Below are 25,832 nucleotides of genomic sequence, written 5' to 3'. Positions count from 1 at the left end.
ACAGACAAAATTACTAAAATTTGAATTCAAAATTAATTTTTTAAAAGAAAAAAATAGGGACGCATATACACATCCCTATAAAAAAATTATTATTTTCTATTTAAATAAAGTTTAAGATAAATACCCTTACTATCTATTAACAGTAAGGGTATTTTTTAGTTCATTTTTCTGTAAAGTCCAACAATTTTTCCCAATATATCGACTTTGTCAAAGTAGAAAGGCTCCATATTATCATTTTCAGGTTGAAGTCTATACCTATCCTTTTCTTTGTAAAAAGTTTTTATAGTTGCTTCATCTTCTATTAAGGCTAAAACTTTTTCTCCATTTCTAGCAGAATTTGTCTTTTCAATAATTACATAGTCTCCGTCATAAATTCCTGCATTAATCATACTTTCTCCCTTAACCTTTAAAATAAAAAGTTCTTTATTTGATACAAAATCAACAGGAAGGGGCATAGTATCTTCAATATTCTGAACAGCTAAAATAGGAGCACCAGCTGTAACTCTGCCAACAATTGGCACATCTACAGTTTTCTTTTTAAGCATTAGTATGTCATCATCTTGAGGAACAATTTCAAGGGCTCTAGTTTTTGAAGCATCTTTTCTAATATAATTTGTAGATTCTAATTTTTCAAGGGCATAGTAAACAGTTGAAGTTGACTTAATATTACAACCAGCACAAATTTCACGAACAGTAGGTGGGTAGGACTTAGATTCAATAAATCTTTTAATAAAAAACAAAATTTCAAGGTCTCTTTGGTTTAAATCTTCGTACATGGGTTTACCTCCTAATTTTTCTACATTAATAATATCATACTTAAACAAGTATTTCAAACGATAGTTTAAATAATTGTATAATTTCCTTGACATAATAGAACCTTAGTTGTAACATATGTTTAGAACTTATATTTGATACACTTGTTTACTACAAGCGTTTAAACTTTATTCGAACAAATTTACATGAGGTGATTTTATGAAGAGAATTATTATTAATAAGCCAAAAGTTTTTTTATTTTTATTTATTATTTTTATGTTTAATTCTGGATTAATCATTAAAAAAGATGAAACTATAAATCTTATGAGAGAGGAAGAAGCTATAATATATGTTTATACTGTAAAAAAGGGTGATACTTTGTGGTCGATTTCAAATAATTATGAATATAAGAATAAGATGAAATTTATTAATGATGTTGAAAAGTTAAATAATATTTCACCCTACGAGATTAAACCAGGTTATAAATTAGCTATACCAATATATGAAAACAAATAGATAAGGTTCATGCACACGCTTTTATTTGACTTATCCTTTTAAAAGATATACAATTATTTTAAGGCTTATGCCTAAAAATGATTGTAAAATTTGAAACATGAAAACTAAATAGGAGGTGTGTATGAATGGATTTTAATACTTTAATTATTGTCGTTATTATCGGTATTATTGGCATGGCTGTTGGCTATGCTATTCGAAAATATATTTCTGAAGGTAAACTCAAAAATGCTGAAGAATTATCAAAAAAGATGATTTACGATGCTGAAAATCAAGCTCAAACTCAAAAGAAAGTTTTACTCGTCGAAGCTAAAGAAGAGATTCAAAAACTAAGATCTGAGCAAGAAAAGGAAGCAAAAATTAGAAGAGCTGAAATCAAAGAAATGGAAGACCGTGTTATCTCTAAGGAAAAGCTTTTAGATAAAAAGTCTGCTCAAGTTGAACATAAGGACGAAAAACTTACTAAGAAATTAGAGGGTCTTAGAGAAAAGGAAGACCAAGTTGACGAACTTATTAAAAAGAGAGAAGAGGAACTTCAAAAAGTTGCTGGTCTTACCAAAGATGAAGGTAAAGAGATTTTGCTCAATGAATTGAAAAAAGAAATTACTAATGAATCAGCACTTATTATTAAAGAAAATGAAAATAGAATTAAAGAAGAATCCGGGAAATATGCAAGAAATGTAATTGCACAAGCTATTCAAAGATGTGCCGCTGACCAAGTTGCAGAATCTACTGTTGCTGTCGTAAATCTTCCAAATGATGAAATGAAGGGAAGAATTATAGGCAGGGAAGGTAGAAATATTAGGGCTATTGAATCAATAACTGGAGTAGATTTAATTATCGACGATACTCCTGAAGCTGTTGTGTTATCCTGCTTTGACCCAATCAGAAGGGAGATTGCAAGAGTTGCTTTAGAAAAACTTGTAAATGACGGCAGAATTCATCCGACTAAGATTGAAGAAACTGTTGAAAAGGCTAAAAATGAAGTTGAAACTATTATTAAGGAATCAGGTGAACAAGCAGCTTATGATGCTGGAGTTCACGGACTTCATCCAGAAATTATTAAATATTTAGGTAGACTTAAATATAGAACTAGTTATGGACAAAATAACCTTAAACATTCAGTTGAAGTTGCTGAAATTGCTGGAATATTAGCTGGAGAAATTGGTGCAGATGTTAAGCTTGCCAAGAGAGGCGGACTACTACATGATTTAGGTAAATCAGTGGATAGAAACCTTGATGCTCCACATGTTGACATTGGAGTGGAAATTGCAAGAAAATATCACGAATCTGAATTTGTAATTAACGCAATCCAATCACATCATGGTGATGTCGAACCAAATTGTGTTGAATCAGTTTTAGTTCAAGCAGCTGATGCTATTTCCGCAGCAAGACCTGGCGCAAGACGCGAAACTGTTGAATCTTATATTCAAAGGCTTGAAAAACTTGAAGAAATTGCCAATGAATTTGATGGTATTGAAAAGTCTTACGCTGTTCAAGCTGGTCGTGAAATTCGTATAATAGTAAAACCTGAAAAAATATCTGAAGCAGAAATTACTATTACTGCTAGAGATATTGTTAAGAGAATAGAGGCTGAACTAGATTTCCCTGGACAAATTAAAGTTAATGTTATAAGAGAAACTAGAGCAGTTGAATACGCTAAATAATTAAGAACCTGACTTGTGTCAGGTTTTTATTTTTGTAGGAGGTGATAGATTGATAAGTTCAAGTTTAGTTGATGATTTTTTAGATTATATGAAGTCAACTAAGGGCTCTTCCGATAACACAATTAAAGAATATTACTACGATTTAAGAGTCTTTGTTAGATTTATAAAAAGAAGAAAAAACTTAGTAGATGATTCCATTGATTTTAATGACATTCCCATTGAAGATATAAGTCCAGAAGTGCTAGAAAGTGTTACTAAACAAGATATATATGCCTATAATGCTTTTTTAGAGAGAGAAAGAAAGATTTCCAATAGATCGAAATTTAGAAAAATTTCATCAGTTAGAAGCTTTTATAATTATTTGTATGCTAAAATTGAGGTAATTAAGAAAAACCCAATTATTGATATAGATATGCCTAAAGTAGAAAAAACTCTCCCTGTATATCTAACTTTGGACCAAAGTTTAAACCTTTTAAAGACAATTGAGAAGGCAAAAATGAAGCCTGTTTATAAAAAAAGGGATTATGCAATTGTAACCTTATTTTTAAACTGTGGCATGAGACTTTCAGAGCTTGCTGGTATAAACATTTCTCATTTACAAGATGACAATACTCTTAAAGTAATAGGCAAGGGCAATAAAGAGAGAACTATCTATCTAAACGAAGCTTCTGTTTATGCTGTTAATGAATATTTAAAGCTTCGTCCTCAAATAAAAAATGACGCCTTATTTTTGTCCATGAGAGAGCAGAGAATGAGTAACAGGTCGATTCAGCACATGATTGAAAAACACATGAAAAACTCTGGACTTGATACAAACAAATATTCTGTCCACAAACTCAGACATACTGCTGCAACACTGCTTTATCAATATGGCAATGCTGACATAAGGTCTTTACAAGAGATATTGGGACACGAATCTGTTAATACTACAGAAATTTACACTCACGTAAACAAAAAGTCCCTTAAAAAAATGGTAGAATCAAATCCTCTTGCCAAAGTAAAAGAAGATGATTAATATTTAAAAACTTATAATAAAGGAGAAATTATGAAGAAATTTAAAAAACTTGCAATTGTTGGAATAATGTCTATGGTATTAAGTACATCTGTTTTTGCAGCTGGAAAATTGCCAAAGGATGCCCTTGATAAAAATGTAAATATTTATATCAACAACAATCTACAAAATATACCAGAAGACATGGGTAGGGCATACCTTGACAAAAACACTAATAGAGTAATGGTGCCTATTAGATATATATCTGAAAATTTAGGCGCTCAAATCAATTTTTATCAAAGAAAGGAAACTAACACTAGTGGAATTTTAATTGGTGCCATAGATGTCCTTGTAGAGCTTGATATTAATTCAACTAAGGCAAAACTAAACTTAGGAGGAGAAGATTCAGTTGTAAACTTAGATTCTCCAGCAATTTTATATGATGGCAGGACTTATGTGCCTATAAGATTTATTTCTGAAACTTTAGGTCTTAATGTTGATTGGAAAGATGATTCAGTTTATATTTCTGGTAAATTTAAAACTAAGGGCAAGAGATATAATTATGAAGAAGATAATAAGGAAGAAGAAATAAAGAAGGACAACAATAGTGATAAATATTTAGATCAATTTAATATTCCAAGAGAAAAAGTTCAGGAAGGAAAAGAATCAAATTCTATTTTCCAATAATTTTTAGTTGATTTATATGATATTTTAAAATAAAAGGCAAAGTTAATTTGTTTAAATCTTTAAAATATCAATTTTCTCTATTAAAATTTTTATTGATATAATAGGGTATTGGAAAATATTTGAATTAAGAGAGACAAAAATAGTCACAAAATAATAATTTTGTGACTATTTTTTATGTTTTCCATTTAAATTAGCTTTAAGTAAGTTATTTTATAAATTGTCACATTCTGGCAATAAATCAATACTTGTTGAACTATTTACATTAAACTTCAAGCAAAAATATTTTTTTACATAACCTTCAACCAAATTTTTTTATTTTGTTCTTCACATATTATTTTTAAATCAATCTTTAATTTATATTGCTCTCATTATTTTTATTTTATTTATCACACACATTGATATTATTTTAAATCGCTTTTAATAATAATCATCAAATAATATTATCCTTATTAAACTAATTAATTACGTTAAATTATTTTAAGCTCAAAAAACTTAATCAATTTAATAATTCTAATTTTTGTAGCAAATTATTTTTTTCTTAAATGATCTTATTTCTATACCACCTATAGAAATTTTTGTTTATGTCTAATTCTATATTGTTAATTGTTTTTAAAATTTTCATTAATTTATAACATACATATGTTCTAAACATATATTTGTATATACATCTAAATCTTTAACTATACTCCATCAATTAAATTCAAAAAAAATGTTATAATTATTTTCAGGTGATAAAATGTCATTAGACGGAACAGTAGTAAAAAACTTAGTTTATGAAATAAATAATCGCGTTATTGATGGAAGAATCGATAAAATTTACCAGAATAACAATGATCTTTTGATAAATATAAGAGCTAAAGGTCAAAGAGAAAGACTCTTTATATCCATTTCTGGAAGCCCTAGAATGTATTTTAGTGATGAAATCTTCGACAGCCCGCAAAATCCTCCAGCATTTTGCATGCTTTTAAGAAAACATCTTGAGAACAATCAGATTCTTGAAGTAAGTCAATATAAAATGGATAGAATTATAAAAATTCTGGTTAAATCTCGCGATGAGCTTGGCGAATATAGCAAGAAAGCTCTTATAATTGAGCTTATGGGCAAACATTCCAATGTAATACTTATTGATGATGATTCAAAAAAAATTATTGACTCATTAAAGAGAATTAATTTTAATTTATCTAGCGTGAGAGAAATTTTGCCAGGTCTTACTTATAATCCAGAAGATATTTCAGAAGGACTCGATCCTTGCCAAGTTGATTCTATAAGTGATTTGATTAAAAATTCAAAGGAAAATTTAAATATAAAATCTTTTTTCCTAAAAAATTTCACTGGCATAAGTTCACAGATGTGTAGCGAAATTGAATATAGGTCTAATATTGACTTTAAACGAAACCTGTCAGCCTTAACTGACTCTGAGATTATTGAGCTTGATAAAATATTTTCTGAAATTTTTAAAATTGTGAGAAAAAATGATTTTAGCCCAATAAAAATTTATAGAGAAGATTTATTTAAAGACTTCTATTCCATTGATTTGGAAAGCTTAAATGATAAGGAAAAAATAAAGGTTGAAAGCATTTCTTCCCTACTTGAAGAGTTCTATAATTATAAATTTTTAAGAGATAGTCTTGGTTCAAAGAGCAAAGATTTAAAAAAACTTGTAAAGAAAAATATAGAAAAACTAAACAGAAAACTTTCAAACCAAGCAAATGAATTAAATGTAGCTTTAAATAGAGAGAAATTTAAAGTTTATGCAGATTTAATATCTTCTAACTTTTATAAAATCGAAAAAGGTGCTGATTCAGTTACTGTTGAAAATTTCTATAATAATATGGACGAAATAAAAATTCCACTAGATTCAACTTTAGATGGACCATCTAATGCTGCTAAATATTATAAAAAGTACTCCAAACTAAAAAATGCGGCAACATTTTTGACTGAACAAATTGAAATTGGCAAATCAGAAATTTCTTATTTAGAATCAATTTTACTTAATATAGACTTTGCTGAAAGGCCAGATGAAATTGATGAAATCTATGAAGAATTGGAAAAAGAAGGATACTTAAAGAAGAAAAAGAAAAATAATAAAAAGAAAAAAGATTCTGATGAAAATTATATTACCATAAAAACTGAAGATGGCTTTGATATTTTTGTTGGCAAAAACAATAGACAAAACGACTACTTGACCCATAAAAAGGCGAAAAAAAATGATCTCTGGTTCCACGTTAAAGACGCACCAGGATCTCATGTAATCCTAAAAAATGACAAGAGAGATTTTACAAATAATTCTCTTTTAACGGCTGCAAAGCTTGCTGCTAAGTACAGCTCCCTTTCAAAGTCGCAAAACATTCCAGTGGACTATACCTTCAAAATGTATGTAAAGAGACATCCTGCAAAAAAGCCAGGGCTTGTTACTTACACAAATTACAAAACAATAAATATAAACATTTAAAAAAGAATAAGGTCGCCCTTATTCTTTTTCTTCGTCTTCATCTATAATATTTAATCTAGTTAAAACTAATTTATAGCCATCAGCTCCGTAATTTAGAGATCTATTAATTCTTGAAATAGTTGCTGTTGAAGCCCCAGTTTCACCTTCAATTTGATGATAAGTTTTATTTTTTACAAGTAATTTAACAACTTGTAATCTTTGAGCTATTGCTTGCAATTCCTTAACTGTGCAAATATCTTCAAAGAATCTATAACATTCCTCTAAATTTTCCAAAAGCAAAATAGCTTCAAATAAACCGTCTACTTCTTTGCTCTTTATTTTTGAGTCGTAAATCATTTTATCCTCCTGACTTTTAAGTAATAAAAAGTATTATATGAACAATTCATATTTTCACTAATATATTAACAATTTTACTTGCTAAAGTCAAGAAAAAATTACTGATTGTATACACTTACCTCGCTTATTCCCCTCTTATTTTTCACTTGGAAAGCTTTGTCACAAATTTGAGAAAGATAAGGATTGTGAGTGACCATAATTATCTGTCTGTCAAATAAGTTTGAGGATTTTTTAAGAAATTCTCCCAAATTAAAAACATAATCGTTGCTTACATGTTTTCCTGGTTCATCTAGTATTAGTGATCCAGATAATTTTGGCTGATTTAGCTGCAAAAAGGCAATGCGAAGGGCAAGGGAAATAATATCAACTACTCCACCACCTCTTGCAATTTCAGGCTTAGTTTTTACACTATAACCTTCAGGGTAATTGCTTTGCACAAAAAATTCAGCTACAGGAACAGACCTTGCTTCAGAAAGTTCAATTAAAAATTCAATATCCGTTTCAAAAATAAATTGTAGACATTTTGTCACAGTATCCTCAATTTGTCTTTTTGATTGTTCCCTAGCAAATTCAGAAGTCTTTTGAAATAAAAGGGAAACTTGTGTGAGAATATCGCTGTAGTCTTCCCTATCCTTTAAAATTTTTTCTGTTTTATCTAATTGTTCTGATAATATTTCTATTTTTCCCTCATCGCTTAAGATTTTGTTATTAAGTTGATTTAATTTTAAATCAAGTTCTTTTAAGTCCAAAAAATCACAACCTAGGCATTAAATTGTTGGCTTCATCAAAAAGTTTGTCAATTTCATTTTTTAAATTAGAAATTTCACTTTCAAGGTCTTCTGGCTTAATGCCAAGCTTTTCAATTTCAACAAGAATTTCTTTTTTTTGTGAGTTTAACTGTTCAAGTCTAGCTTCAGATTTATATTTCATACTTTTTAATCTGTCTAGTTGATCCTTTAAATTTTTTAAATTTTCTTCGTAATTCATTTAATCATTCCTCAAGTGGTACTTAATGTGTTCAATTGACTCGTCATCGATTTTACTGTAACAGAAAGGACAAACCCCCACATCAAGAATCGTCTTTTCATAAGATGCAGTGCAATCCCTTATATTTTCATCTAAATTTTTTAATTCATTATTTGTTTCAAAAATTTTAAGAGATAGGTCCTTAAAATTTTCTTTAATATCCCTTAGTTTTTTTAGATTCTTGGATTTATCGTCAATATTTTTTGAAATAAAATCAATTTTATCATTATTGCCAAAATTTTTTATGTAATTATTACCTAAAGCAAGCTTAGAATCGATATTATTTAAATCAGTTCTGTATCCATAAATTTTTGAATAAAAATCCATTTTACGTTCTAAATTTTCAGAAATCCTTTGAATTTCATCATTATTTTTATAGTTTTTTAAATCTTTCTTAACTTCTGAAAGTTCTTTAATATTTTTCTTGTATTTATCGTATAAACTTTCATAAATAAAGAGTCTATTTTTATTTTCAGTAATTTTTGAAACCCTTAAAGATAAGCCATCTAAAGATTTAAGTTTATTCAAATTATTTTTAATTAAATCAATCTCCCTATCAGTTTTTACGATTTTTTCTAAATAATTTTCAAAATTATTTTTCTTTAAAAGAGAATTTTCCAAATTAGGAATTACTATCTCTAGTTTATTTAAATTTTTAAACTTTTCAACTAAATTAGAAACTTCTTCTAGCTCAATTTTATTTTTATCGATATTTTCTTTTAATTTAAAACATAAATCGAGTCTGTCCTGTAAATCTTTTATTTTATTTCTTATTCTTGTAATTTTTTCGTACTTTTCTTTATAATCTTTTATATAAGAAAATTCATCTAATTGTTCCTTAAGGTCGTCCCTATTTTTTCTCAATTCAACAATTTCTTTGTTAGTTCTCTTATTATCCCTAACTACATTTCTAAGGGCATCATCTACATAATTGACGCCAATTAATCTTCCAATAGCAGAAGCCCTAAGTGATGCCTGTTCATTTAATAAAAAAGGGCCATCTAATTGCTCAGCTATATTTAAAATAGTTTTATTGTTTGAATTGTCCAAGGGAACCTTATACATATTAGTGACATCAGTGATTTCCTTTGGCACATCTATACCAAATCCTTCAAATCTCATTTCATTTCCTGAAGAATCTACAAGAAAGTATGAATTTTTCGATGGAGTTTTCGCTCTTTCAACTACAACACCATTGGAGAAAGTAACCTTTACTGAGACCTCCTTCTCCCCTTGTCTAATAAAATAATCGCCTTTAGGTTCATTGTAAAGAGCCCACTTTATTGCCCTTAAAATTGCAGTTTTTCCCACATCAGAATTGCCGAGGATTACATTTAGTCCTCGGTCAAATTCCATCTCAGTGTATTCATGGGATTGAAAATTATGAAGTTCAATTTTTTTTATATAAATCATAAATAACTAACTCCATTAATTTGAGCTTCTTCAACTCTCTTTAAAGCTTCTTTTTTTACTTCTTCAGAAATATTTTCGCTTTTAGAAATTTTTAAAAGCAAATCAAAAATATCTAAACTATTATAATTAGTGGTTGCATCAATACTTTCCTTAAATTCAGCAAGCTTTATTCCCTTAAATTGATGCCTTTCCATTTCAGACCTATCTAAAACTTCTTCGCCTGGCTTAGCACATTTTAAAAATCTGTCTTCAATTTTTATATCATCAGCTAAGCTTATGATATTTACCTTTGGTTTTCTATTGATTTCAGCTTTTGAATTTGAAATTCTTATTAAAGCACCAGGGTTCACAAAATATTTATTGTCTAGCTCAACTGTTTTGAAGCCAAAATGATAGTGTCCACCAAGAGTTATATCTGCTTTAGTGCTTCTTATGTCCTCTATTAAAGTATGTGAAACCTCTTTTAAAAAAGGTTTGTCAATTAAAAACCCATGGGTCATGTGGATTGAGTACTTGCAAGTATTATCCACTTCATCTAAAATATAATTTTCCCTATTGGAAGCTTCGTCCATGGAATACACATAGGGTGAACCAGTAAGCTGTAGTCTAATATCCTTTTCTAAAATGATTTTTTTGTAATTGACTAAGTTCATGACACCTAAATTACAAAGAAGACCAAGCATAGTTCTATCAAGAGTATCAGGATTGTGACCAAAAATATCGTGATTGCCACTAATAATATAAATTGGTACTCCAAAACTTTGAAAAATTTTTGCAAAATCAGAGACTATGCTTACAGAGACATCAGGTCTATCAAAGAGATCTCCTCCGTGAAGGACGTAGTCAATTTTTTCTTCTTTAATAATACTTGCTACCTCTCTTAATTTTTCCTTTAAAGTCTCCTGGTAATCATCAAGTCTATTTTGTGGGCTTGTGCCTCTTATGTGAGTGTCTGTTAAATAGAGTAATTTCAAAAAATCACAACCTATTTATCTTCTAAAAAATTTTCTGATTTTGCATCTGTATTTTCAGCTTCGATTTCATCTTCTGGGATTAAATTATAATGAAGTCTAACTTTATGTTCAATTTCCTTTAAAAGTTCAGGATTTCCTTCTAAAAATTCTTTTGCATTTTCCCTTCCTTGACCAAGCCTTTCTTCACCATAAGAATACCAAGCACCAGCTTTTTTTACAATATCTGCTTCAGAAGCTACATCGAGAATATTACCAACGCTAGAAATACCCTTTCCATACATAATGTCAAATTCAGCTTGTTTAAAAGGTGGAGCAATTTTGTTTTTAACAACTTTAACTCTAACTCTGTTGCCTATCATTTCATCGCCCTTTTTTATGATTTCTGTCCTTCTAATGTCAAGCCTTACTGAAGAATAAAATTTAAGAGCTCTTCCTCCAGTAGTTGTTTCAGGATTTCCAAACATAATTCCAACTTTTTCTCTAAGTTGATTTATGAAAACAACTGTACACTTTGATTTATTTATAGCACCAGTAAGTTTTCTAAGAGCTTGTGACATAAGTCTTGCTTGAAGACCAATTTGAGCTGCACCCATTTCCCCATCGATTTCTGCCTTTGGAACAAGTGCTGCTACTGAGTCAATTATAATTAAATCTACAGCATTAGATCTAACTAAAGCCTCTGTTATTTCAAGAGCTTGTTCGCCAGTGTCCGGTTGAGAAATAATCAAGTTTTCTATGTCAACTCCAAGATTTTTTGCATATCCTGGGTCAAGAGCGTGTTCTGCGTCTACAAAAGCACCAGTTCCACCCATTTTTTGAGCTTCTGCTAACATATGAAGAGCTAATGTAGTCTTTCCTGAAGATTCTGGTCCATAAATTTCAATAATTCTACCCTTAGGTATTCCACCAATTCCAAGAGCAATATCTAGTGCAAGTGAGCCTGTAGGAATTGAATCAATATCAAGCTTAACATCGTCTCCTAAAACCATTACTGATCCTTCACCATATTGCTTTTCAATTTTTGACAAAACATTGTGAAGGGCTTCTTGTTTTTCTTTGCTTAAATTACTATCTTTCATAATTACTCCTTAAAATTTTTTCTAAGTACAAAAAGTATTTGAGATAATACTCTGTTGACAGTGCTTCTTCTTATTTTATTTCTATCTCCGCTAAAGAAATAGTGCTTAGTATAATAATTGTCATCTGAAAAATAAATGCAAGTGAAGACATTTCCCACTTCAGTTTCAGATGAATTAGGTCCAGCTTCTCCAGTTGTAGAAACTCCAATATTAGCATTGGATCTTTCCTTAACGCCCTTCGCCATTTCAAAAGCTGTATTCTCGCTAATGGCTCCAAAATCATTTAAAGTATTCTTTGAAACCTTTAAATTTTTATTTTTTGAATCATTGGAATATGTGACAAAGGAAGTTTCCATAACCTTTGATGCTCCACAAATATCTGTAATTGCAGAGCTAAGCATTCCACCAGTTATGGATTCGGCAAAGGAAATTTTTAAATTATTATTTTTCAAAATTCTCACAATTTCTCCTGCCACATCATCATTATTTTCAGAATAGACATGAGTGTCAAATTCAGCATATAGAGACTTTACAACTTTTTCAATAGAAAATTGCAATTCATCTTTTTTAGTGTTCTTACCAATAATTTTAACTTCAGTATAAGTTCCATGAGCAAAAGTATTTATACTCACAGAATCATCGTCAAAGGACATCTTTCTAATTCTATCTTCTATAATTGATTCTCCAAGACCTATAATGTCTATGGATTTTACCATTATATTTTCCTCAGTAAAGGATTTATTGGCAAAATAATAGTCCAGCATTGGCTCCATTTCATTTGGAGGTCCTGGAAGAAGAATTATTCTCTTTCCTTTAAATTCAATTGACTCACCAAGGGCTACTCCCCACTTGTTTTCAATCTTTTCTGAGCCTTCTATTAACATAACCTGCTTTAAATTATTTGGAGTCATGGTTCTGCCAAGTCTTGTAAATCTATCAATCATCTTTTCCTTTTCAGCTTGGTCAAGATAAATTTTTCTATTTAAAAACTTAGCCACAGCATCTCTAGTTATGTCGTCATTAGTGGGTCCAAGCCCACCACTTATTATGATTAAATCAGATGATTTTGTAGAGTATTCTAATTCCTTGACTATTTCATCTAAGTCATCATCTACAGAAACATGCCTAGTTACATCTATTCCCATGTCAGTTAACTTTTCAGAAATGTATTTTGAATTTGTATTAGTAATTGAGCCGATTAAAATTTCTTTTCCAACTGTCAAAATGCTCGCTTTCATAAATCTCCTTAAATGTTTTCTAAATCAAGAACTTTTTTATTTTTTATTAAATAATCTGCACCTGAAATTACAGTAAACACAACAGCTAAATAAAATATTGCCATGCCAATAGGTCTAAATTTTTCTATTCCAGTTAACAGTAAAATATTTGATATTAACTGTGTAACAGTCTTAAATTTACCAAGAGGACTTGCTGCTATTGTAATATTTTCAGAAGCCGCAATAATTCTAAATCCAGTAATAGTAAATTCTCTTGATATGATAATAATTACAGCCCAGGCTGGCATTTCACCAGTGCTTACTAACATAATCATAGCTGAGCATACTAAAATTTTATCGGCAAGGGGATCAGCAAATTTTCCAAAATTAGTAACTAAATTGTCCTTTCTTGCAAGATAACCATCTAAAAAGTCTGTAAAAGAAGCAATGGCAAAAATAAGTGTTGCAACTATTCTCGAATTATTAAAATCTAAATACATGCATAAGACAAAGATTGGAACCATTAAAGTTCTCATGAGAGTCAATTTATTTGGAGTATTCATATAGCTTCACCTACTAAATCATAATCTAAAGTATCAATAACTTTAACCTTAACAAAATCTCCTATTTCTAAATTCCTATTAGACTCAACATAGATAACTCCATCAATTTCTGGAGCATCCATATATGTTCTTCCTACATAATTATTTTCGTCAATCTTTTCTTCTATTAAGACTTCTAAAGATTTATCTAAATTTTTTGAAAGGATTTCATTAGAAATATCGTTTTGTATTTCCATAATTTCATCTTTCCGTCTCTTTTTAACTTCATCAGGAATTTGATTATCTAAAAGATCCGCCTTCGTTCCCTCTTCTCTGGAATATTCAAAAACTCCAAGCTTGTCGAATTTAATTTCTTCTATAAAGTCTACAAGTTCTTTAAAGTCTTCTTGACTTTCTCCAGGAAAACCAACAATAAAGGTTGTTCTAATTACAATTTCTGGAATAGATGCTCGTAAATTCTTTAGAGTCTTTAAAATATGGTCCTTGCTGGTTTTTCTGTTCATACTCTTTAAAACATTGTCAGAAATGTGTTGAAGAGGCATATCAACATATTTCACTAATTTTTCATTAGTTCTAAATTCTTCTATTAGTTCATCAGTAAAATGGTCAGGATATAAATATAAAACGCGAATCCACTTTAAACCTTCTATTTTTGAAATTTCTTTAATTAATTTAGCCAAAGAATATTTTGAGTACAAATCAATTCCATAATCAGTAGTATTTTGTGCGATTAAAATAATTTCCCTTGCGCCTTTACTTACTAGGTATTGGACTTCAGAATATATATCTTCAATTTTTCTTGATCTATTTTTACCTCTAAGTGAAGGAATAATACAGTAAGAACAGTTATTATTACAACCTTCTGAGATTTTTACAAATTCAGTGGTCTTAACATCTTCTTTTTTTATTCCCTCAATATAAGCTGAATTTAAATTGTCAGTTTTTACAAATAAATCTCCAGACATACTTCTGTCTAAGAGCTCGTTTATATAATTTATATTTCCTGTGCCGATGATTCCATCAATTTCAGGAATTTCCTTTAAAAGTTCCTCAGGATATCTTTGGGCAAGGCAACCTGATAGAAGAACTTTTTTACATCTTCCCTCATTCTTATATTCAACTGACTCTAAAATTGTGTCAATTGACTCTTCCTTGGCTGCATCGATAAATCCACAAGTGTTTACAATTAAAATATCTGCATCACTTGCATCATCTACCATCCTATATCTATCTTTATTTAAAAGTGAGTACATCATAGATGAGTCGACTTCATTTTTTGAGCAACCCAAGGTAACTATATGCACATTATTCATCTTCATCACCTAAAATTATATCTATTTCTTCCTTGGTTTTTAAAAGTTTTCTAGGCTTGGAACCTTCATGAGGTCCAATGATGCCCATTTCTTCCATTTGATCTACTATTCTTCCAGCTCTTGAATAGCCAACCTTTAATTTTCTTTGAATATAAGAAATAGAAGCTTGTTCATCATTAACTACTAGTTCAACTGCCTCTTTAAAAAGTGGATCCTTTTCATCATCAACTTTAATTTTCTTGTCTTCTATTGCCTTTTCTATTTTTGATTCAAGGTTAGTTTTTATTTCATTATTATTTTTTACAAAGTCAACTACTCTTTCCACTTCGCTGTCACTAATTAGTGCACCCTGTATCCTTTTTGGTTTTGGATATTTACTTGGATAGAATAACATGTCGCCCTTGCCAAGAAGTTTTTCTGCACCACCCATGTCAAGAATAGTCCTTGAGTCCACAGAAGAGGCTACAGCGAAAGCAATTCTTGAAGGTATGTTAGCCTTAATAGTTCCTGTAATAACATCAACAGAAGGCCTTTGCGTTGCTAGGATTAAGTGCATTCCAGCAGCTCTTGCCTTTTGTGCAAGCCTTGCTATATATTCTTCTATTTCCTTTGATGCAACCATCATAAGGTCTGCAAGTTCGTCAACAATAATTAAAATCTTAGGAAGTTTTTCATCTTCTCTTCCCTCTTCAATCATCTTCTTGTTGTAGCCTTTAAGATCTCTAACATGATTTTCTGCAAAGGCAAGGTATCTTTTTTCCATTTCATCAACAGCCCAGTTAAGTGCAAAAGCTGCCTTCTTAGGATTTGTTACTACATCAATTAAAAGATGTGGAATGCCATTATAGACGCTAAGCTCAACTACCTTAGGGTCAATTAGCATCAACTTTACATCCTTTGGTGATGATTTATAAATCACGCTAGTAATTATAGAATTAATACAAACTGATTTACCAGAGCCTGTCGCTCCTGCTATTAGTAAATGCGGCATATCTTCCATACCAGAAATTAAAATATTTCCTTCAACATCTTTTCCAAGAGCTAATGGTAAATCAGACTTAATAGTTTTAAATTCATTGGAATCAATTAACTCTTTAAGTCCAACTGCATCCTTTTCGTTGTTTGGAACTTCAATACCCACAACAGTTTTGCCAGGTATTGGAGCTTCTATACGAAGATCGGAACTGGCAAGAGCCATGGCAATATTGTCACTAAGTCCAACAATTCTAGATAGTTTTATGCCGGGTGCTGGTTTTAACTCATAGGATGTAATGACAGGTCCACGATTTATGGCAACAACTTTAGACTCAATTCCAAAGTTCCGCATAGTATTTTCTATGATTCTTCCCTTTTCCATCACTTCATCTTTGGAAAATCCGCCCTTTGATTTGAGTCTATCTAAAAGAGCTGTATCTGGATAAGTGTAAGAGTATTCTTCTTTATTTTTATTTTCAATATCATCTTTTATTGTATCAAGGACTTCTTCGTCGTCTATTTCAATATCTTCAATATTCTTATCTACTGACTTATCCTTCTTGTCAATAAGATCAATATCCTTAGACTTTTCTTCTTCAATCTTTTCCAAATTATTATCGTCAGAATAATCTTTTATAACTAAATTTTCTCCAAAGTCTTCACCTTCGACTATTTTTTCTTCTTTAGCTTTTTTTAACTCTAATTTTTCTTTCTTTAGATTTTCTCTTTCAATTTTCTTCTTTTCTTTTTCATCTTGCTTTAATTTTTTTTCAGCTTTCTTTACTTCATGGGCTTTCTTTTTGTCTTCAAAATATTCGCCAAGATCTTCAGTAAACATGATTATTTGGTCGATGTTAACTTTTAGCATGAAATAAATTGATGCCACAATTATTAGTCCAAGAACTAAATAAGTTCCAAGAGATCCTAAAAGTTTATAAGAGAAAAATCCAAAGATGGCGCCAATTATACCGCCACTTCTTGTAATGTCCATATACTCTGTTGACTTAATTATTCTTTCGATTAAAGTCATGTCCATTTCCTTAGAACCATCGAGAAATACTAAAATGCAGAAAAATATTACAAGAGAGCAGATTATATATCTTCTCATATGGAATTTCGTAGCTTGAATGTTATATAGAATTCCCCAAAAAATAAGTAGAAGTGGAATTATAAAGTTACCTGAGCCTGAAATAATAGAAAATAATTTATAAATTAATGTGCCAATTATTCCCATTCTCTGACTGTATAGAGAAATAAAAAATACTATACCTATTACAACTAAAAATAGACCCATTATTTCTTTGCCAGAAGATGTTTCAGAACTTGTCCTTCTTCTTTTGCTAACATTTTTTTTATTTGAATTTTTTTTATTGTTTTTTTATTTTTTATCAAGAGATAGCACCTCAATAATATTATAACAATTTGTTGTCTTAAAGACCAGTGTGACCAAAGCCTCCATCGCTTCTTTCAGTTTCACTTATCTCTTCAACTTCAACAATTTCTGGAGTTTCTATTTTCATAAAAACAATTTGTGCAATTCTTTCTCCATCTTTAATGACAACTTCATCCTTGCTCATATTTATAAGAATTACCTTTAACTCTCCCCTGTAATCAGAATCAATTGTTCCTATTCCATTAGGTAGACCTAGACCTTTTTTTAATGCAAGACCAGATCTAGCTCTAACTTGCGCTTCATATCCCTTGTCAAATTCTAAAAATAATCCAGTTGGAACTAAAACTCTATCAAGTGATTTTAAAACTAAATCTTCATCAAGATTAGCCCTAAGATCCATTCCTGAGGAGCCTTCTGTTTCATATTTAGGAAGTGGATGCTTGCTTTTGTTAATAATTTTTAATTTCATAAATTCCCCTTTAAAAAATCGCATTAAAATAAATCTTAATGCGACTAAAATTTTATTTACTTATCTTGTTCTTTCTTATTATCTTCTCTCTTTAAAAGAGCTTTTCTTGAAAGTGAAATTTTACCAGTATCATCAGAAATATCAATAACTTTAACTTCTACTGTATCGCCAACTTTTAGAACATCATCAACACTATTTGTTCTTTCGTGAGCAATTTCTGAAATGTGAAGAAGTCCCTCAGTTCCCTTTTTAAGTTCAACAAATGCACCAAACTTAACAATTTTCTTTACTTTACCAGTGTAAACTTCTCCAACTTCAATTTCTTTTACTATGTCTTCAATTATAGCAATTGCTTCCTTAGCTCTTTCATCACTTTCTGAAAGAATAGAAATTCTTCCGTCATCATCAATATCGATTTTAACGCCAGTTTGTTCAATAATTTTATTAATTATCTTTCCACCAGCGCCAATTACTTCGCCAATTCTTTCAGGGTCAATAGAAATCATGTGGATTATTGGAGCGTACTTAGAAAGTTCAGCTCTTGGCTTTTCAATAGTAGTTGCTAGGTGATCTAAAATTTCAAATCTCGCAACCTTTGCTCTTTCAAGGGCAACTTCAAGGATTTCTTTTTTAATTCCTTCAACTTTAATATCCATTTGAATAGCAGTTATACCTTCTCTAGTACCTGCTACTTTAAAGTCCATATCTCCAAAGTGATCTTCAAGACCTTGAATGTCAGTTAAAATTTTTATTACGCCATTTTCTTCAATAAGACCCATAGCAATACCAGCTACTGGTGCCTTAATTGGCACACCTGCGTCCATTAATGCAAGTGTAGATCCACAAATAGATGCTTGAGAAGATGATCCATTAGAGGATAATACTTCAGATACAACTCTAATTGTGTATGGGAAAGTTTCGCTATCAGGTATTACTGGAAAAAGGGCTCTTTCAGCTAAAGCACCGTGACCAATTTCACGTCTTCCTGGTGATCTTGATGGTTTAGTATCTCCTACACAAAATCCTGGGAAATTGTAATGGTGAATATATCTCTTTGGCTTGTCATCTCCAAGTCCATCAATTACTTGTTCTTGTGAAATTGCGCCTAGAGTTGCAATAGAAAGTACTTGAGTTTGTCCTCTAGTAAATAGTCCTGAACCATGAGTTCTTGGAAGAACCCCTACTTCAGAAGAAAGTGGTCTAATTTCTGTAAGCTTTCTATCGTCAGGTCTTCTTTCATCTTCAAGAATGCCACGTCTAACTTCAGTTACTTCTATTTCTTCTAAGGCAGCTTCAATATCCTTTGCATTTTCTTCCATTAGGTCTTTAAAATGTTCTCTAATGTCTTCCTTTGCTGCTTCAGTTTTTTCAACTCTTACAATTTTATCTTTTTGTCTAATTGCATCAACTAATAAGTCTTTGCCATATTCTTTAACTTTAGAAACAATTTCTTCGTCAGCTTTAAATACTTCATAGGCTGCCTTTTCTTTTCCAACATCTGAAGTTATTTCATTGATGAATTTGCAAATTTCTTTGATAACTTCATGTCCTTGTAAAATTGCTTCAAGCATTTCTGCTTCACTTACTTCTTGTGCTCCTGCTTCAACCATCATAATGGCAGATTCAGTTCCAGCAAGTGATAAGTTAATTCTAGATTTATTTCTCTCTTCTTCATTAGGGTTTATGATATATTTTCCATCAATAAATCCAACTTCAACAGAACCAGTAGGTCCATCAAAAGGAATGTCAGAAATAGAAAGAGCAATAGAAGAACCAATCATGGCAACAATTTCTGGTGAATGATCTTGGTCAACACATAATACAGTTGCAACAATTTGCACATCATTTCTATATCCTTCAGGGAAAAGAGGTCTAAGAGGTCTGTCAATTAATCTAGCAGAAAGTGTAGCCTTTTCGCTTGGTCTTCCTTCCCTTTTAATAAATCCACCAGGAATTTTTCCAACGGCATACATCTTTTCTTCGTAATCAACACTTAGAGGAAAAAAGTCGATTCCCTCTCTTGGTTTAGATGAAGCTGTTGCTGTCACTAGGACAACAGTATCTCCATATTGTACTAAACAAGCACCATTAGCTTGTTCTGCAACTTTTCCAATTGTAACTTTTAACTGGGAACCTGCGAGATCCATAGTATAAGTTTTTTCCATTATTTCCTCCTTTTAATAAGAAAGAGCGGAATTACCGCTCCTATTATCCTCTTATTTGTAGTTTTTTAATAAGTGTACGATATCTTTCTATATCAGTATTTTTTAAATATCTTAATAAGTTTCTTCTCTTACCTACCATTTTAAGAAGTCCCCTTCTTGAGTGGTGGTCTTTCTTGTGAACTCTCAAGTGTTCGTTTAAATCGTTAATTCTTCTAGTAAGAATTGCAATTTGTACTTCTGGTGAACCTGTGTCACCTTCGTGAGTTTTAAATTCGTCAATAATAATTTTTTTAATATTTGGTTCTAACATATTTTCCTCCTAAATTTTTAATTCAGCTAACCAAAGTAGGCGTCGAGGAGCGACCAACTGTGAATAGCTATTTAACCTTTTATATATTACCACGAAATGTCATAAATGTAAAGTTATCTATTCCTTGTAACTAAAACATCTTTTGCAATTTGGTCAAATAATTCTTCTAGACTATTAAACTTTAATTCAGGTCTAACAAAATCTAAAAGTTCAAGCTCTACAATCTCTCCATATATATCTTCATTAAAGTCCAAGATGTGTGCCTCAATTTTTATGCCATCATGTTCAACTGTTGGATTAGTTCCAATATTAGTAGATGCCCTATATTTTTTGCCCTTAATTATAATATCTGTGTCATAGACTCCAAATTTTGGAATAACAAAATTATCAATTAGTTCAAGGTTGGCTGTTGGATAGCCCATTTTCTTTCCCAAACCCTTGGCGTGAATAATTTTCCCAATGAGTTTATAGGGTCTTGACAACAAAAAATTCGCATCTTTTATATTTCCATCTTCAATTAAATTTCTAATTAAGGAAGAAGAAATTTTTTCGTCATTATAAGAAATTTGCTCAATTACTTCAACAGATTCAAATAAATTTTTATTTTCCTTTAAAAACTTTACATCACCAGATTTTTTATATCCGTAGGTGTAATCATAACCCACTACTACTCCCCTTATTTTTAAATTTTTTGCTAAAAAATCATCTAAAAACTTAATTGGACTGTAGGACATAAACTCTCTCGTAAAATTAATCAGGTAAATTATATCTACGCCTAAATTTTCTAAAATTTCAAATTTTGTCTTATTAGTTGTTATAATATCTTTTTTCCCAACTTTTACAAGATTATCTGTGTGCTCGTTAAAAAGCAAAAGACTTGACTTAATATTTAATTTTTTTGCATTTTCAATTGCCTTACTTATTAATTCAATATGACCCCTGTGGACGCCGTCAAAATTTCCCAGGGCTATAACTGATTCTTCCTCTGCCTCATAATTTAAGTCAATTTCAATTATTTTCATAAATCACCTATTAAATTCTTCTTCATCTTGAGAAAAAATTCTCCATCTTTTTTTCTTATTTCTCCAATACCCAAAAATTTATCATCTGAATAAACTCTATAATTTTCATCAGAAAAATTTTCCTTTAATTTATAAAACTGTCCCATAATAAATTTGTCACAAAAGCTCTTTGGAATATCAATTCTCTTAAAATCCATTAGAGCTAAATCCATGGGTAAAATTTTTTCTTTTATTTCATCTAGGCTTGATTTCTCAAAATCAGAAACTTTTATTGCATCTTCAATTTTAAAAGACCCAGTCCTAATTCTTCTAAGCTCAGTTAAGCTAGCAAAAGTTCCTAAAGATTTACCTATATCATAGGCTAGTGATCTTATATATGTGCCCTTTGACACGTGAACTAAAATAGTAAATTCATCTTTTTCATTAAAGTCTAAGAGTTCATTTTTATAAATTTCCACATCTCTTTTTTTGATTTCAACGTCTTTACCTTCTCTTGCATATTCATAAAGTTTTTTTCCCTTAACTTTTAGGGCAGAATAAATTGGAGGTTTCTGAGAGATTTTACCAGTGAATTTAATTAAAGCATCTTTAATTTCTTCTTCAGTAAAAATTACATCTTCTTCCTCCAAAATTTTTCCAGTTATGTCATAGGTGTCGGTCAAAATTCCAAGTCTTACTTTTGCTTCATATACTTTGTCACTTGATAAAATATAATCACTTGTCTTTGTGCCCTTGCCTATGGAAATCACAAGCACACCTGTAGCCATTGGATCAAGTGTGCCTGTGTGACCTACTTTTTTTATTCCCAATTTTTTTCTAACTTTATAAACTAAATCGTGAGAAGTAATTCCCTTTTCTTTGTCAAAAATTAAAAGTCCGTCCATCATAGTTGTTCTTCAGCTACTTTTACCACATCTTCTTTAGCCTTATTTAAATCAGTATGATTTATTGTGCCACCAGAAGCTCTTACATGACCTCCGCCATTAAATTTTGATGCAACTTTTGTGCAATCAATATCTGACTTTGATCTAAGAGAAAGTCTTATACAGTCGTCTTTTTCCTTTAGTAATACCGCAAGCTCCACTGTGTCAATATCTCTTACAAATTCAACTATGCCATCGGCATCAGATTTTTCTGCCTTTGATTTTTCCATGTCTTCTTTAGTGACTAATACTACAGCAATTTTATTGTCATGAAAATACTCTATTGAATTCATGGCTCTAATTAATAGATCTGTCTTTTCTCTAGACCTGCTTTGATAAACATTTACTGTAACTTCATCAATATCAATATCATATTTAAATAAATTTGATGCAGTTAAAAAAGTATCTGAGGATACAGAGCTATATTTAAAGGAACCTGTGTCAGTGGAAAGTCCAGTGAATAATGACGTTGCGATTTCTTTATTGAGTTCTAAACTCAAAGTTTCAAAAATTCTTGCAAGGACTTCACAAGTCGCTGGAGATTTTGAGTCAACAATATTTAAATCAGCGTAATTGGTGTTGCTAAAATGATGGTCAATATTTACAGTTTTCTTTGATGCTTCAAAGATTTTTTTTATATTATCGCCCATTCTATTTTCATCAGATGCGTCTAGAGCAATAAATAAATCAAAATTATTATTTATTTTATCAGGAGCCTTAGCAAAGGATAAATTTGGCAAAAATTTAAAGGATTGTGGAATCTTATCATCTAAAACAAAAACAACATTTTTGCCAAGTTTATTTAGTATGCCCACCATAGCTGTAACTGAACCTAAATTATCTCCATCTGGATTTAAGTGAGATGCAACTGCAATAATTTCACTTTCGTCAATTAGTTTTTTTAATTCAGAGGAAAGTTCCACTAGATTACTCATTTCCACGATTTACCTCATCAATTAATTTGTCAAGTTCAAGAGCTCTCTCTATGGAATCGTCTTTTATAAAGATAAGTTCAGGCATTGCTCTAAGTTTAACTCTTTTAGACAATTCCTTTTTTATATATCCCTTTGCAGAATTTAATCCTTCCACGGCTTCATCTCTGTCAAAGTCATTTCCAAGCACAGACACATAAACCTTGGCAAAGGATAAGTCATTAGTAACTTCAACATGAGAAATGCTCGTAATGGATGGAATTCTAGGATCTTTTAGCTCATTTTGGACAATATTTGAAATTGTTCTTTTTACTTCTTCAGATATTCTATTAATTCTCTTATTGTTCATTATGCTCTCTTAACTTCCTTTAGTATATATGACTCAAGAAGGTCTCCTTCTTTGATGTCGTTAAAACCATCTATAACAAGTCCGCCTTCAAAACCAGTGGCAAGTTCCTTTGTATCGTCTTTAAATCTCTTTAGTGAAGCTATGTCTCCTTCATGAATTACGACATCGTCTCTAAGAACTTTTACTTTAGAATTTCTTAAGATTTTACCATTTAAAACATATACTCCTGCAACCATTTGATTATTAGGAAGTTTAAAGGTTTGTCTGATTTCACATCTACCAAGAATTTCTTCAACAATATCTGGATCTAACATACCCTTAGCAGCTTGTTCAATATCATTTATGATTTCATAAATTACTCTGTAAGTTCTAATTTCAACATCTTCAGCCTTAGCAAGTTCAATTGCATTAATATTTGGTCTAACATTAAATCCAATTACTATTGCATTAGATGCAGAAGCAAGGGTTACGTCAGATTCATTAATTCCGCCAACTCCAGAGTGAATTATTGAGATTTTAACTTCATCAGTAGACAGTTTTAGAAGTGATTGATTTAAAGCTTCAACAGAACCCTTAACATCAGCTTTTACAACTATGTTTAATTCCTTTACATCTTCTTCGGAAATTTTTTCAAATAAATTGTCGAGACTAATCTTTGTAGTTTGGCTAAGTCTTTTTTCTCTAGTGATTTCTGCATTTTTATCAGCAATGGCCTTTGCAGTTTTGTCATCATTAACTGCATAAATTGTATCGCCTGCGTTAGGAACTTCGTTAAGACCAAGAACTACAACTGGCATTGATGGACCAGCCTTTTTAACTTGCTTGCCCTTATCGTCTTTCATAGCCCTAATTCTTCCTGAACATACTCCAGAAACTATTGAATCACCAAATCTTAAAGTACCATTCTTAATGAGAATAGTTGCCATAGGACCCTTTGCCTTATCAAGGTTTGCTTCAATAATAGTTCCAATAGCACGTCTGTTAGGATTTGCCTTAAGCTCTCTCATTTCGGCAACTAGAAGAATCATTTCAAGAAGCTCATCTATTCCTTCTCCAGTTTTTGAAGAAACACCTACAACAATTGTGTCTCCTCCCCACTCTTCAGCTAGCAAGTTTTCATTCATAAGCTCTTGCTTTACCCTTTCAGTGTTAGCTTCTGGCTTATCAATCTTTGTTATAGCAACAATAATAGGCACTTCAGCAGATCTTGCGTGAGAAATTGCTTCAATTGTTTGTGGCATTACACCATCATCTGCGGCTACAACAAGCACAGCAATATCCGTAGTTTGAGCTCCTCTAAGTCTCATAGAAGTAAAGGCTTCGTGACCAGGAGTATCAAGGAAAGTAATTTTCTTTCCAGCTAAATTAACTGTGTAAGCTCCTATGTGTTGAGTAATTCCACCAGCTTCTGATTGTGTTACATGAGTCTTCTTGATTGAATCAAGAAGAGAAGTCTTGCCGTGGTCAACGTGGCCCATTACTGTAACTACAGGTGGTCTAGTCTTTAAGTCTCTTTCTTTATCTTTTTTTAGAAGACCATATTCTTCTTCAATTGATTCGTCTAGTTTTGGCTCCTCAATGTCTATTTCAATACCTAATTCATCAGCTAATAAAATACAAGTGTCTTCATCAATGCTTTGATTTTGATTAGCCATAACTCCAAGGCCTATTAATTTTGTTATTACTGTAGATACAGATACTCCAAGTTGATCTGCAAAATCTTTAACTGTAATTGGTGCAATCACTGTTATAGGATCATCTCCTCTATTTTCTTCCTCTTTTTTGTGTCTTGATTTAACTTTTTTCTTTGGTTTTTTCTTAGTTAAATCTCTGTTGTAGGAGTTGTTATTTTCCCTTTTATTATCTTTTTTGTTTTTAAATCTGTTTTTTCTATTGTTGTTAAAATCCTCATCTTCAAAAGATTCTTCTTTTTTGTTGTTGTGATTTTTATTGTGTTTATGATTTTCTGTTTTTCTTTCATCAAAAAATTTCTTATCAGAATCTTCTTGAGGTTTTTTATATTTAGAAGTTTTAACTCTATTAGGTTTATCTTGCTTTTCTTTTTTATTTTTTGCAACTTCACTTTTTGCTTTTACATCTCTACTATTTTTAGAATTATCATTCTTTACAGGAGATTCATTCTTAGAAGAACTTTTTTTGTATAATTTTCTTATTCTTTCTTCATCAGCACTTTCTAAAGTTGACATATGGTTTTTTACTGGTATTTCCATTTCATTTAATTTTAAAATTAATTCTTTACTTGTAATACCAATTTCCTTTGCCAACGCGTGCACTCTAATTTTTGACAAA

24 protein-coding genes are annotated in these 25,832 nt (G+C 30.8%); 5 read left to right on the top strand and 19 right to left on the bottom strand.

Features of this window, described 5'->3' with window-relative positions; translation table 11 throughout:
- Positions 1-155 precede the first annotated feature (155 nt).
- Positions 156-776, bottom strand: coding sequence for a transcriptional repressor LexA (gene lexA / locus HGPG_RS02290; protein ID WP_019124438.1), 621 nt, complete (start codon positions 774-776; stop codon positions 156-158).
- 196 nt (positions 777-972) lie between these two features.
- Here lexA and HGPG_RS02285 point away from each other — a divergent pair, with 196 nt between their 5' ends.
- The 5 genes from HGPG_RS02285 (at position 973) to HGPG_RS02265 (ending at position 7,063) form a co-directional block, all read left to right on the top strand.
- Positions 973-1,269 carry a LysM peptidoglycan-binding domain-containing protein gene (locus tag HGPG_RS02285; RefSeq protein ID WP_019124437.1) on the top strand — a complete coding sequence of 99 codons (297 nt, stop codon included), beginning with the start codon at positions 973-975 and terminating at the stop codon, positions 1,267-1,269.
- Between the two features lie 125 nt (positions 1,270-1,394).
- Entirely contained in the window at positions 1,395-2,933 is a 1,539-nt protein-coding gene (gene rny, locus HGPG_RS02280; RefSeq protein WP_019124436.1) for a ribonuclease Y, read from the top strand.
- A 49-nt stretch (positions 2,934-2,982) separates the two neighbouring features.
- Complete coding sequence (locus HGPG_RS02275) at positions 2,983-3,948, top strand: tyrosine recombinase XerC (RefSeq protein WP_019124435.1); 966 nt, start codon at positions 2,983-2,985, stop codon at positions 3,946-3,948.
- Between the two features lie 30 nt (positions 3,949-3,978).
- Positions 3,979-4,611, top strand: a complete 633-nt coding sequence (locus HGPG_RS02270; protein ID WP_019124434.1) for a copper amine oxidase N-terminal domain-containing protein — start codon at positions 3,979-3,981, stop codon at positions 4,609-4,611.
- A 736-nt stretch (positions 4,612-5,347) separates the two neighbouring features.
- A complete protein-coding gene (locus tag HGPG_RS02265) occupies positions 5,348-7,063 on the top strand; it encodes an Rqc2 family fibronectin-binding protein (protein WP_019124433.1) in 1,716 nt (571 codons plus the stop codon).
- 18 nt (positions 7,064-7,081) lie between these two features.
- On the opposite strand, the gene HGPG_RS02260 is transcribed toward HGPG_RS02265, so the two are convergent.
- From HGPG_RS02260 to infB, 18 genes are all read right to left on the bottom strand, one after another.
- Positions 7,082-7,399 (bottom strand): YerC/YecD family TrpR-related protein, encoded by a 318-nt coding sequence (locus HGPG_RS02260; protein ID WP_019124432.1) that lies wholly within the window; start codon positions 7,397-7,399, stop codon positions 7,082-7,084.
- A gap of 98 nt (positions 7,400-7,497) precedes the next feature.
- Positions 7,498-8,148: an OLD family protein gene (locus tag HGPG_RS02255; protein WP_019124431.1), complete on the bottom strand. Its 651-nt coding sequence runs from the start codon at positions 8,146-8,148 to the stop codon at positions 7,498-7,500.
- Between the two features lie 4 nt (positions 8,149-8,152).
- Positions 8,153-8,386 (bottom strand): hypothetical protein, encoded by a 234-nt coding sequence (locus tag HGPG_RS02250; protein WP_019124430.1) that lies wholly within the window; start codon positions 8,384-8,386, stop codon positions 8,153-8,155.
- Entirely contained in the window at positions 8,387-9,838 is a 1,452-nt protein-coding gene (locus tag HGPG_RS02245; protein ID WP_019124429.1) for an AAA family ATPase, read from the bottom strand.
- Positions 9,835-10,812, bottom strand: a complete 978-nt coding sequence (locus HGPG_RS02240) for a metallophosphoesterase family protein (RefSeq protein WP_019124428.1) — start codon at positions 10,810-10,812, stop codon at positions 9,835-9,837. The genes HGPG_RS02245 and HGPG_RS02240 overlap by 4 nt, the downstream gene beginning before the upstream one ends.
- Positions 10,813-10,823: 11 nt before the next feature.
- A complete protein-coding gene (gene recA, locus HGPG_RS02235; RefSeq protein WP_019124427.1) occupies positions 10,824-11,891 on the bottom strand; it encodes a recombinase RecA in 1,068 nt (355 codons plus the stop codon).
- 2 nt (positions 11,892-11,893) lie between these two features.
- The gene (locus HGPG_RS02230; RefSeq protein WP_019124426.1) at positions 11,894-13,129 is read right to left on the bottom strand and encodes a competence/damage-inducible protein A; all 1,236 of its coding nucleotides are present in this window, start codon (positions 13,127-13,129) and stop codon (positions 11,894-11,896) included.
- A gap of 8 nt (positions 13,130-13,137) precedes the next feature.
- On the bottom strand, positions 13,138-13,671 hold the full coding sequence (gene pgsA, locus HGPG_RS02225) for a CDP-diacylglycerol--glycerol-3-phosphate 3-phosphatidyltransferase (protein ID WP_019124425.1): 534 nt from the start codon (positions 13,669-13,671) through the stop codon (positions 13,138-13,140).
- Positions 13,668-14,984, bottom strand: a complete 1,317-nt coding sequence (gene rimO / locus HGPG_RS02220; RefSeq protein WP_019124424.1) for a 30S ribosomal protein S12 methylthiotransferase RimO — start codon at positions 14,982-14,984, stop codon at positions 13,668-13,670. The genes pgsA and rimO overlap by 4 nt, the downstream gene beginning before the upstream one ends.
- Positions 14,977-17,253 (bottom strand): FtsK/SpoIIIE family DNA translocase, encoded by a 2,277-nt coding sequence (locus HGPG_RS02215; RefSeq protein WP_019124423.1) that lies wholly within the window; start codon positions 17,251-17,253, stop codon positions 14,977-14,979. Before HGPG_RS02215 ends, rimO begins: the two co-directional genes overlap by 8 nt.
- Before the next feature lie 136 nt (positions 17,254-17,389).
- Positions 17,390-17,821 (bottom strand): dUTP diphosphatase, encoded by a 432-nt coding sequence (gene dut / locus HGPG_RS02210; protein ID WP_019124421.1) that lies wholly within the window; start codon positions 17,819-17,821, stop codon positions 17,390-17,392.
- Positions 17,822-17,877: 56 nt separating this feature from the next.
- Entirely contained in the window at positions 17,878-19,986 is a 2,109-nt protein-coding gene (locus HGPG_RS02205; RefSeq protein ID WP_019124420.1) for a polyribonucleotide nucleotidyltransferase, read from the bottom strand.
- Between the two features lie 43 nt (positions 19,987-20,029).
- On the bottom strand, positions 20,030-20,296 hold the full coding sequence (rpsO, locus tag HGPG_RS02200) for a 30S ribosomal protein S15 (RefSeq protein ID WP_019124419.1): 267 nt from the start codon (positions 20,294-20,296) through the stop codon (positions 20,030-20,032).
- Positions 20,297-20,409: 113 nt separating this feature from the next.
- A complete protein-coding gene (locus tag HGPG_RS02195) occupies positions 20,410-21,318 on the bottom strand; it encodes a bifunctional riboflavin kinase/FAD synthetase (RefSeq protein WP_019124418.1) in 909 nt (302 codons plus the stop codon).
- Entirely contained in the window at positions 21,315-22,205 is an 891-nt protein-coding gene (truB, locus tag HGPG_RS02190) for a tRNA pseudouridine(55) synthase TruB (RefSeq protein WP_019124417.1), read from the bottom strand. Before truB ends, HGPG_RS02195 begins: the two co-directional genes overlap by 4 nt.
- On the bottom strand, positions 22,202-23,176 hold the full coding sequence (locus tag HGPG_RS02185; RefSeq protein ID WP_036731382.1) for a DHH family phosphoesterase: 975 nt from the start codon (positions 23,174-23,176) through the stop codon (positions 22,202-22,204). The genes truB and HGPG_RS02185 overlap by 4 nt, the downstream gene beginning before the upstream one ends.
- On the bottom strand, positions 23,169-23,522 hold the full coding sequence (rbfA, locus tag HGPG_RS02180) for a 30S ribosome-binding factor RbfA (protein ID WP_019124415.1): 354 nt from the start codon (positions 23,520-23,522) through the stop codon (positions 23,169-23,171). Before rbfA ends, HGPG_RS02185 begins: the two co-directional genes overlap by 8 nt.
- Positions 23,522-25,831, bottom strand: coding sequence for a translation initiation factor IF-2 (gene infB, locus HGPG_RS02175; protein ID WP_019124414.1), 2,310 nt, complete (start codon positions 25,829-25,831; stop codon positions 23,522-23,524). Before infB ends, rbfA begins: the two co-directional genes overlap by 1 nt.
- Position 25,832 lies beyond the last annotated feature (1 nt).

It is taken from the genome of Peptoniphilus grossensis ph5 (genome assembly GCF_000311825.1).
Taxonomy (GTDB): Bacteria; Bacillota; Clostridia; order Tissierellales; family Peptoniphilaceae; genus Peptoniphilus_A; species Peptoniphilus_A hominis.
Note: the sequence above shows the minus strand (reverse complement) of the source record. Positions and strands in the feature narration are given on the sequence as shown.